At 70.4% G+C, this 9,661-nt stretch carries 11 protein-coding genes; 3 read left to right on the top strand and 8 right to left on the bottom strand.

Translation table 11 applies throughout. The features are described from left to right. Positions 1-25 precede the first annotated feature (25 nt). Together KBZ19_RS06455 and KBZ19_RS06450 are read left to right on the top strand one after the other, a co-directional pair. On the top strand, positions 26-1,648 hold the full coding sequence (locus KBZ19_RS06455; protein WP_255100303.1) for a carotenoid oxygenase family protein: 1,623 nt from the start codon (positions 26-28) through the stop codon (positions 1,646-1,648). Then, positions 1,645-2,205 (top strand): DUF1499 domain-containing protein, encoded by a 561-nt coding sequence (locus KBZ19_RS06450; RefSeq protein ID WP_315856330.1) that lies wholly within the window; start codon positions 1,645-1,647, stop codon positions 2,203-2,205. Before KBZ19_RS06455 ends, KBZ19_RS06450 begins: the two co-directional genes overlap by 4 nt. Here the strand turns inward: KBZ19_RS06450 and KBZ19_RS06445 are convergent. From KBZ19_RS06445 to KBZ19_RS06415, 7 genes are all read right to left on the bottom strand, one after another. Then, positions 2,183-2,347, bottom strand: coding sequence for a Nif11-like leader peptide family natural product precursor (locus tag KBZ19_RS06445; RefSeq protein WP_094514532.1), 165 nt, complete (start codon positions 2,345-2,347; stop codon positions 2,183-2,185). The genes KBZ19_RS06450 and KBZ19_RS06445 overlap by 23 nt on opposite strands. Before the next feature lie 59 nt (positions 2,348-2,406). Further along, complete coding sequence (locus tag KBZ19_RS06440) at positions 2,407-3,033, bottom strand: hypothetical protein (protein ID WP_255100302.1); 627 nt, start codon at positions 3,031-3,033, stop codon at positions 2,407-2,409. A 287-nt stretch (positions 3,034-3,320) separates the two neighbouring features. Further along, on the bottom strand, positions 3,321-3,824 hold the full coding sequence (locus KBZ19_RS06435) for a hypothetical protein (protein WP_158217487.1): 504 nt from the start codon (positions 3,822-3,824) through the stop codon (positions 3,321-3,323). 538 nt (positions 3,825-4,362) lie between these two features. Further along, positions 4,363-4,494, bottom strand: a complete 132-nt coding sequence (locus tag KBZ19_RS06430) for a hypothetical protein (RefSeq protein ID WP_255100301.1) — start codon at positions 4,492-4,494, stop codon at positions 4,363-4,365. Between the two features lie 8 nt (positions 4,495-4,502). Next, on the bottom strand, positions 4,503-4,892 hold the full coding sequence (locus KBZ19_RS06425) for a YidH family protein (protein WP_255100300.1): 390 nt from the start codon (positions 4,890-4,892) through the stop codon (positions 4,503-4,505). After that, on the bottom strand, positions 4,892-5,545 hold the full coding sequence (rdgB, locus tag KBZ19_RS06420; RefSeq protein WP_094514543.1) for an RdgB/HAM1 family non-canonical purine NTP pyrophosphatase: 654 nt from the start codon (positions 5,543-5,545) through the stop codon (positions 4,892-4,894). Before rdgB ends, KBZ19_RS06425 begins: the two co-directional genes overlap by 1 nt. Then, the gene (locus KBZ19_RS06415; RefSeq protein WP_255100299.1) at positions 5,542-7,029 is read right to left on the bottom strand and encodes a phosphoglucomutase/phosphomannomutase family protein; all 1,488 of its coding nucleotides are present in this window, start codon (positions 7,027-7,029) and stop codon (positions 5,542-5,544) included. The genes rdgB and KBZ19_RS06415 overlap by 4 nt, the downstream gene beginning before the upstream one ends. A 103-nt stretch (positions 7,030-7,132) precedes the next feature. Here KBZ19_RS06415 and KBZ19_RS06410 point away from each other — a divergent pair, with 103 nt between their 5' ends. Beyond that, positions 7,133-8,656, top strand: coding sequence for a TM0106 family RecB-like putative nuclease (locus tag KBZ19_RS06410; protein WP_094514548.1), 1,524 nt, complete (start codon positions 7,133-7,135; stop codon positions 8,654-8,656). On the opposite strand, the gene KBZ19_RS06405 is transcribed toward KBZ19_RS06410, so the two are convergent. Continuing rightward, positions 8,653-9,627: a folate-binding protein YgfZ gene (locus KBZ19_RS06405; protein WP_255100298.1), complete on the bottom strand. Its 975-nt coding sequence runs from the start codon at positions 9,625-9,627 to the stop codon at positions 8,653-8,655. The two genes, KBZ19_RS06410 and KBZ19_RS06405, sit on opposite strands and share 4 nt — an antisense overlap. Between the last annotated feature and the right edge of the window lie 34 nt (positions 9,628-9,661).

Here is a 9,661-nt window from a genome sequence, read left to right as displayed (position 1 = left end):
AGGAACGCCGTCCGCTCGCCCGTTCATGACCCTGGCCGCCAGCCGCCCCGACCATCCGGACGCACCGGAGTCCGCCGCGAGCCCCACCACCTACGCCCGCGCCGACTGGGCCAGTGCGTTTCGCAACGTGGGCAGCGAACTCACGGCGGCGCCGCTCACCGCCAGCAAGGGCTCCATCCCCAGTGAGCTCAGCGGCACCCTCTACCGCAACGGGCCGGGTCGGCTGGAGCGCGGCGGCCAGTGGGTGCACCACCCCTTTGATGGCGACGGCATGATCACCGCCGTGCGCTTTGACGGTGGCGCCGCCAGTCTCACCAACCGTTTCGTGCGCACCGAGGGCTGGCTGGCGGAGGAGGAGAAGGGCAGCTTCGTGTACCGCGGCGTGTTCGGTACCCAGAAGCCCGGCGGTCCCCTCGCCAATGCCTTCGACCTGCGGCTCAAGAACATCGCCAACACCCACGTGGTGCGGCTGGGCGACCGCCTGCTGGCGCTCTGGGAGGCGAGCCTGCCCCACGGCCTTGATCCCGACACGCTGGAGACCACCGGCCTCGAGCGGCTGGATGGCGTGCTTGCCGCCGGGGAGGCCTTCAGCGCCCACCCCCGCTTCGATCCCGGTCACCGGGGCGGCCCGCGCATGGTCACCTTCGGCGTGAAGGCGGGGCCCCGCAGCACGATCCGGCTGATGGAGTTCGACGCCTCCAGCAGCCAGGCCAGCAACGGCGAGGCCATCAACAGCCAGGACCCAAGCAGCCACGGCACCAGCGGTGATCACAGCAGCGGTCACCAGGGCAGCGGTAAGGGCGGCAGTGGCCGCCTGCTGGCCGATCAGACCCGCAGCTTCAAAGGGTTCGCCTTTCTGCACGATTTCGCGATCACCCCCAACTGGGCCGTGTTCCTGCAGAACGCCATGGCCTTCAACCCGCTGGGCTTCGTGTTCGGCCTGAAGGGGGCCGCCCAGTGCCTGGCCTCCAAGCCCGGCGAGCAGGGTCAGTTCTGGCTGATTCCCCGCTCCGGTGAAGGCGAGCCCCTGCAGGTGCAGGCGCCGGCCGGCTTCGTGTTCCACCACCTCAATGCCTTCGAAGACCCCGGCGCCGGCGCCGCCGGCCAGGTGGTGGTGGATTCGATCTACTACGACGACTTCCCCACGATCGGCCCGGACACCGACTTCCGCGCCGTGGACTTCAGCACCCTGCCGGTGGGCCAGCTGCACCGCTGCCGCATCGATCTGGCCACCGGCACGGTGAGCAGCGAGCGGCTGGAGGAGCGCTGCTGCGAATTCGCGATGGTGAACCCCGCCCGCGTGGGGCTGGACGCCCGCTACGCCTGGATGGCGGTCACCCACCGGGAGCGGGGCAACGACCCGCTGCAGGCGATCGAGAAGCTTGACCTCCACTCCGGTGAACGCTGGGTGTGGAGTGCGGCGCCGCGCGGCTTCGTCAGCGAGCCGCTGATGGTGCCCCGGCCGGCCGTTGGCGTCGGGTCCGCTCCGGCGGAAGACGACGGCTGGATCCTCTGCGTGGTCTGGAACGGTGCCCGCTCGGCCAGTGACCTGGTGATCCTGCGGGCCGACGACCTCACCGAGCAGGCGGTGATTCCCCTGCCCCTGGCCATCCCCCACGGGCTGCATGGCAGCTGGAGTGCGGCATGAACCCGCACCCGCACGCCACTGGCTCCGCCTCCAGCGCTGCTTCAGGCCTGGCGCCGCAGCTCTTTTTGCGTCTGGGCCGGGTGCTGGTGACGGCCGGCCTGTGGCTGCTGGCCGTCACAGCTCCGCTCGCTTTTCAGCCGGCGGCCGCTGCTGCTGCGCTGTTCCACCTGGTGGGGCCGGTGCCGGTGGAGCTCGGCCTGCACGACGGGCGCCTTTCCACCTGCACGGCGCCAAGCCATTGCGTCCGCCAGGACTGGCCCCTCGCCGATCCGCTGGACGGTCTGCGCCAGCTGGTGCCGGTGCTGAAGGCCACGCCGGGGATCAGGGTGGAGCGCTTCGAGGAGGAACCGGAGGCGGCCTATCTCCACGCCACCGCGGAAAGCCGCCTGTTCGGCTTCATCGACGACCTCGAACTGGCGGCCGATGCCCGCAGTGGCGTGCTGCAGGTGCGCTCAGCCTCACGCCTCGGGGATTCAGACCTGGGGGTGAACCGAGCTCGGCTGGAGAGCCTGAAGCAGGCCCTCGATGCCGGGATCAGCCCCGCTGCTGCCGGCTGAGGGTGGCGGCGGAGAACACATGACCCAGCTCGGCGGCAATCAGCACCACCGCAGCGGGATCGGCAGCCCCGTCCACCCTGGCCTTGAGCGCGGGATCGCCTTCCACCTGCAGCAGGAACGCGTTCAGTTGGGCTTTGGACATGGTCGTTGACGGCGGAGGCCTGACTCCGTCCTACTCGGGGGCGCTGAGCGCCCCGGGCCTCAAACGTTGCCGAAGGCCACCTGGCAGGCGGCATTGAGCAGTTCCGCCTCCGCGGCGGACTGGGGCTGGCGGCCATCCAGCAGGCCGGCGTTGCAGTCGGCCGTGAGCTGGTAGGTGCCGCCGTCGGCGGTAACGGCGAAACTCACCACCGAGCTGCTGGTTGGCACCACCGAAGCGAAGATCAGCTGGTAGCTGCTGTTCGGCACCAGGATGTAGGTCTGGTTGGCGCTGATGGCTGAATTGACGGCGTTGTTGATGATTGAAGCAGTGGCGAGGGTGGCGATGCCCCAGGTGGCGGCGCGGGCGCCCCACCAGCCCCATGTTGGCGTGCTCCAACCGCCATACCAGCCGTAGTTCCACGGCCGCGCCACGCCCCAGCCTGGCCGCGACCAGCCGGCATTGACGTTCACGTTGTTGATGTTGACGCGCCGATCCCAGTTGACGTTGGCGGTGCGATTCACGTTGACGTTTCTGTTGATATCACGATTCACGTCCCGATTCACGTTCCAGTTGTTGTCCAGATTGCGATTCGCACTACGGTTGGTGTCGCGGTTCAGGTTGCGGTTGCCGGCCACGGTGTTGCCGCTGGGCCGGTTGAGCGAGGGGTTTAGGCCGGGTTGACGCACTTGGTTGCTCCAGCCGCCGCTGGGCCTGGAGGATCCACGGCTGAGACCGCTACTGGCGTTGCCAAAGCCTGTGTTGCCCCTGCCGCCGCCCTGGGCTCCAAGGCTGGGCCGTGAGGCACCACCACCACCACCACGGGAGCCGCCGCCGCGGGAGCCACCACCACCTCCCCGAGCGATCAGGTGTGTGGGAGGGGAGGCAGTTGCAGTTGAGGAATCAAAAGCGAAGCCGGCACCAGCGGGAAGTGTGACCATGCCAGCCAACACAAGGGCGAATCCGGAGAGTTGGTTCATTTCAGGACCAGATCACATCCGTCGTCGTAGCAGCTCGCGTTGGTGCGCCCGCTGCTGTCGAAGTGCACGCGAACCAGATCCCGCCCAGTCATCAGATCGGGCCGGTTCTCTTGCACGCTGTTGAGGTAGTTGGGATTGACGACGCAGAGATCCCGGCCGTTGAAGCACACCGTGTTGGCTGAAAACCGTGCCGACGCGCTTTGCAGGGTCTCCCACTTCTTGCGCTCGGCGTTGTAGAGCTCCATTTTCAGAGGGGAGTCGGTCACACGGATCGTTTTGGTCACCGCGCCGATGCGGTGTCGATACAACGTGACGCTGCCGAAATCCTCGGCTTCAACTGTGCAGGCCTGGGGATCCGCTCCCGCCAGGCTGCATCTGGTGGAAAGCTTGTAGAGCAACTCTGCACAGGCCGGTGCCGCAAGCAGGGCGAGTGCGCAGCTCGCCAGAGCTCCGCTGAACAGGACGATCGCTTTCTGGGGCATTGGGGTGGAAGGCTTCACCCTGCGGACAACCGCAGGGTGGAGGTAGGTGTTGCCTCACTGTGGCTGGGACGACTACATCGCCGCCACGGAGCGAATGGGTCCGCAACATTCTGACTCACATCCAGCGGCGGCGATCTTCGGAACCCAGGCGAGGACGTGGGTTGGTGGACACGGTGGGGCCCTGAAGGTACGTGAAACCTGTTGGCATGATCCGCTTGAGCCCCGGTCTCTCGGTGAATCCAAGTGGGAGTCAACTCCCTGCATGATGATGGTGTTGAGGGTATGGGTGAGTGCCGATCTCCACAGCGTCCGGGTTGTGCGCATCGCCCAAAGAATCGTATTTGCAGCGCGGGCTTTCAACTACTCCGGCGACGTCCCCTCCTTTGGCAGGAGAACGTTGTTCTCGTGAACAAAGGCCACGGGCAACGCCTCGCCCCCAGCCTGCTGGAAAGGGTGGCGCGCGACACCTTCAATGGGCAGATGTCTTCGCCGCCCCGATGGGCGCATCTCGATCGCCTTCACCACCCCACGCGCATCCTGACCTGTGCCATCCGATTCAGGCCCGCAGCCGCTGCCGTTTTCGCCAGCGCACAAAGGGCAGCGCCACCAGTGCCAGCTCGGTGGCGGAGAGCCCCAACCCCAGCGCGAACATCAACGCGAACAGGGTGACAGGCAGCGCCAGCGCCACGGCCGGATTCACATCGGCCTCGCACCGGTGATCAGCAGGATCAGGGCGACGCTGCCGATCAGAGTGAGGGCCATGGCGGTGGCGATGCCGATCGAGGTCTGGTCGACATAGACGAAGTCGTCACGCTGGAGCCGCTTGAGCGTGCGCAGGTGTTCCCGTGCGGCGGCGGCCATGGCCAGGATGCCGGTGAGCACGAAGCCGATCGCCACCAGCCGCACGCCGAGGCCGGCATGGACGGGCCGCTCGAAGCGATTGGTGTTGATGGCGCCGATGATCTTGTCGAGGCCGAAGCCGAAGCTGATCAGCGCCAGGCAGGTGCGGATCCAGGCCATCAAGGTGCGCTCTGCCGCCGCCCGGTTGCGTTCCTTGGCCAGCTCGTTGGTGAGATTGACCGCCATCAGGGCTGCAGCAGCGGCCCGAGCTGCGGCAGCAGCGCCGCCAGGGCCCGGCCGCGGTGGCCGAGGCGGCGCTTCAGATCGAGGTCCATCTCCGCGAAGGTGAGGCCGGCCTCCGGCACCAGGAACACCGGGTCGTAGCCGAAGCCGCCGCTGCCGCGCGGCGCCGTGAGGATCTCCCCAGGGCAGACCCCTTCCACCGTGAGCACGGTGTGGCCGCTGGGATCTGCCAGAGCCAGGGCGGCGGTGAAGCAGGCGCGGCGGTTGGCGGTGGGCGCCTGGGCTGCAGCTTGTTCGCCCAGTTCCCGCAGCAGCCGGGCGATGCGCTCGCTGTCACTGGTGGCGTAGCGGGCCGAATGGATGCCGGGGGCGCCGCCGAGTGCCTCCACACTCAGGCCCGAGTCGTCGGCGAGTGCCCAGCAGCCGGTGGCCAATGCCACGGCTTCAGCCTTGAGCCGGGCATTGGCGGCAAAGCTCTCGCCTGTTTCCTCCACCTCGAAGCCACTGGGCTGGGGGCGCACATCAAGCGGTGGCAGGCCGGCGGCGCGGGCCGCCTCGCCGTTGAGGGCAGCGTTGAATTCCCGCAGCTTGCCAGCATTGCCGCTGGCCAGCACCAGCACGGTGGCGGGAGAGCCGGGCGGGGTGGTGGGGGTCATGCCGCCTCCGCGTACTGGCGCGCCCAGGCGAGCACCGCGGCCACCCGCTCGGGGCTGGGGCCTTCGCAGTAGAGACGCAGCAGCGGTTCGGTGCCGGAGAAGCGCAGCATCAGCCAGTGGCTGGCGCCGAGCCGCAGCTTGACGCCATCGGTGCGGATCACCTCCAGCACCGGCGCGCCGGCCACCTCCGTGGGGGCGGCATCGGCCAGCTGGTGTGCCAGCCGCTGGCGGGTGGCCATGTCCCGCAGCCGCAGGTCGAGGCGGTCGTAGGTGCCGGCGCCACCATGGGCCTCGCGCAGCTGATCGAGTCGCTCGCCCAGCGGCAGCCCCCCTTCCACCACCGCTTCCACCACCAGCAGGGCCACGAACAGGGCATCCCGCTCCGGCAGGTGCATGCCCAGCCCCACCCCACCGGATTCCTCCCCGCCGATCAGCACATCGCCGCTCAACATCTCGGCGGCGATGTATTTGAAGCCCACCGGCTTCTCGATCACGCGCCGGCCGAGGCCTTCGGCCACCTGCTGCATCAGGTCGGAGCCGCTCACGGTTTTGACCACGGCGCCGGGCAGGCCGCGGGCGCGGGCCAGGTGATCGATCAGCAGTGGCATCAGCAGCTGGGTGCTGCAGTAGCGGCCCCGCTCGTCGATGGCGGCGATGCGGTCGCCGTCGCCATCGAACACGATGCCCAGCGCCGGCTGGCCGGCGGCGGTGCTGGCGCGCACCGCTGCGATCAGTTCGCCCAGATAAGGCTCCAGCGGTTCGGGGGGATGGCCGCCGAACAGCGGATCGCGGTTCGAGCGGATCTCCTGGATGCCGCCGGTTTCAGCCGGGTGGGGTGCAGCGGCAGGCGGCTGGCCCAGCAGCGCCGGCAGGCCACCGGCGGCCGAGCCGTGCATGGGATCCACGATCACCGCCATGCCCAGCCGTGCCAGGCCCTGGCGCAGGGCGCCGGTGTTGACCAGCCGGCGCAGCCCCGCCAGGTAGCCGGCCCAGCCATCGAAGCGGGGGGTGTCGCCGGCGATCGGCACGGTGATGCCGCCGGCCTCCAGGCGCTTCTCCACCCGGGCGGTGAAGTCGCCTTCCACCGAGCCGCCGAAGTGGCCCTTGATCTTGAGCCCGAGCCATTCCGGTGGGTTGTGGCTGGCGGTGATCACCAGGGCGCCCAGGGCGCCGCGCTCCACCACCGCCCAGCTGCAGGCGGGGGTGGGCACGGGCGTGTCGGTGAGCAGGGGCTCCAGGTCGGCGCCCCGCACGGCGGCGGCGATCGCCTCGGCCAGTTCGGGCGCGAGGAAGCGGCGGTCGTAGCCGATCACCACCTCCCGGCTGTGCAGGCCCGGCGGGGCGGAATGCTCCAGCTCGCGGGCGGCGGCGGCTGCCACCGGCAACAGCCGCTCCACCGTGATGTCGACGCCAAGGATGCCGCGCCAGCCATCGGTGCCGAACCGGATCGGGCTGGGCTCCAGGGGCAGGGGGGCGGACGCCATGGGGGGGAGGGGAAGTGCCAGGGTCGTAGCAGCGTGACGCATCCTGCGGGGCAGAGCGCGTGCCGGCCTCTGGGCAGGCCACCGTTCCCTTTAGCTTGGCCGCATGCCTTCCGCCCACCCCGATCGGGTGCTCACCGACCGGTTGCTGCGCAGCTGGGTCCGCTGCCGTCGCCGCGCCTGGCTCGACCGCCATGGCCCCCAGGAGCGACGACTCTGGACGGCCCACCGCACCCTGCAGCTGGACGATCAGCAGCGCTGCTTTGTGCAGTTGCTGGGCCGCAAGCCCCAGCGGGGTGAGGCGGGTTGCGCCGACGCCGCGCCCGCCGTGGTCGGGCTGCGGCTGGCCGGCGAGGGCCCGGGTGGGCTGGCGCTGCAGGCCCACCCGCCCCTGCTGCTGCGCACCAGCGGCAGCAGCCGCTGGGGCGCCCATGCCTATCTGCCGGTGATGGCGCGCCACGGCCGGCGGCTCACGCGGGAACACCGCCTGCTGATGACGCTCTGGGGCCGGCTGCTGGGGGAGCACCAGGACGCCAGCGTGGGAGAGGGCCTGGTGCTGGCCCACGGCGCCCGCGGGCTGGAGCAGGAACACCTGGCGCTGGGCCCTGGACTGCAGCGCCAGCTCGACGACAGCCTGCCGAAACTGGCGGACGATCTGCAACGGTCTCAGCCGCCACCGCTGGTCAACGACCGCAAGAAGTGCGTGCTCTGCTCCTGGCGGGGCCTGTGCGACCAGGAGGCGGCCCAGCAGGGCCACCTCAGCGAAGTGAGCGGCATCGGCGGCAAACGCCGCGAGCTGCTGCTGGATCTCCATGTGGGCGGGGTGGCGGATCTGGCGGCGGCCGACCCCGGTGCCCTGGCCGATGCGCTGGAGGTGCACGGCGAGCAGCACCGTGAGGTGGCTGAGCGGCTGGTGGCCCAGGCGCGGGTGCAGCGCGACGGCGCTCCGCAACGGATCGCGCCTCTCCCCGGCCAGCCCCTGCTGGCGCTGCCGGAGCTGGCCGCGGCCCCCGGCGTGCTCGTCTACGACATCGAATCCGACCCGGACGCCCGCGACGACTTTCTGCACGGCTTTCTGCGGATCGAGCGGCAGGCCGATGGCCGCTGGCCCACGGCCGCCGCCGCTGGCAGCCGTTACCAGCCGCTGCTGGCCCTGCATGAGCATGGCGAAGCCTTGCTGTGGCAGCGCCTGCGGCGGGCGCTGGCGCGCAGCCCGGGGTGGCCCCTGCTCCACTACGGCGAAACCGAGGCGGTGGCGCTGGTGCGGCTTGCCCAGCGCCAGGGCGCCAGCGAACGGGAGGTGGCGGCGCTGCGGGCGCGGTTGGTGGACCTGCACGTGCGCCTGCGGCGCCACTGGTTGCTGCCGGTGAGCAGCTACGGGCTCAAGGGGGTGGCTGGCTGGCTCGGCTTCCGTTGGAGCCAGAAGGGGGTGGATGGGGCCCGCTGCCTGCTGTGGTGGCGCCAGTGGCGCGGCGATGGCACCGCTGCGGGTCGCGGCAGCCACCACAACCTGCGCTGGATCCTCCGCTACAACCACGACGACGTCCGGGCCACCTGGGCGGTGGCCCGCTGGTTGCTGGAGCAGGACCAATCGCCCCCGCACCAGGACCCGCCGGCACCACTGGCTTAGAGCTTGCCCGCCCCGCCGCCGGCGCCCACCGGCGGGGTTACGAACGCCTCCGGGATGGAGAGCGCCAGTACCAGCCCGCCCTCGGCCTGCAGGCACGCCTCCGCCAGTGCCTGCCGCCGCACCAGGGCCAGCCCCAGCCAGCAGGCCGGCTGCTGAGCAGTGGCGGGCAGCTCCAGACAGGAGGTGATGCGCCCGGCCCGGTCGCCCGCAGAGGTGTGCAGGCTGCCGCCCGGCAGCGGCAGCGGGCCACCGGCGGGAGGCGTGCACACCCAGCGGCGCAGTTGCTGCTTGACGCCGTCGTAGGTGGCCAGCTTGGCCAGGGTTTCCTGGCCCACGTAGCAGCCCTTCGAGAGGCTCACCCGCCCTGCCAGGCCCAGCTCGAACGGGTTCACCTCCTCGTTGATCTCGGCAGGCGCGGCGGGGTGGCCGCCCTGCAGCCGCCAGCGCTCGGCCTCGGCGGCAGAGAGGGCCGGCAGCGCCTGGAGTGCCTCTGGCTCCGGCGTCTCGGCCGGCAGCACCATCCGGCCGCCCGGCAGCAGAAAGCCCTCGGCGCCGTCGGCCGCGCCGAGGGGTTGCCATTGCCCGGGGGGCGCCAGCAAGGGGCCGGGAGCCTCAAACAGCGTGAACAACCTGACCGGCTGGGGCGCCCCCAGCACCACCTGATCGGCCGGAAACAGCACCCGATCGAGTGCCTGATGCACGGCGCCGTCATCACCGGCGCTCACCAGCAGCCAGGCGCCTGCGCCATCCACCAGCACCTCGGCCAGCGCGCGCAGACGGCCGGTGGGGCTGATGCAGCAGGTGGCCAGGCACTGGCCGCTCCGGGCCCGCTCCAGGTCCTGGCTGGTCTGGCCGTGCAGGAAGCGCAGGGTGTCGGCCCCTTCCAGGCGGATCAGCACCGCCGGCTGCTGCAGACGGCTGGGGCGGGGCGGCTGCCAGGCCCATGGGTCGGGCTGGGGATGGGGCGTCACGGTGGGGGAGCATCCGGCGCCCTTACCCTTGCAA

It is taken from the genome of Synechococcus sp. L2F (assembly GCF_024345695.1).
GTDB lineage: Bacteria > Cyanobacteriota > Cyanobacteriia > PCC-6307 > Cyanobiaceae > MW101C3.
The sequence above is the reverse complement of the archived record's forward strand: the minus strand, read 5'-3'. Positions and strand labels throughout refer to the sequence as shown.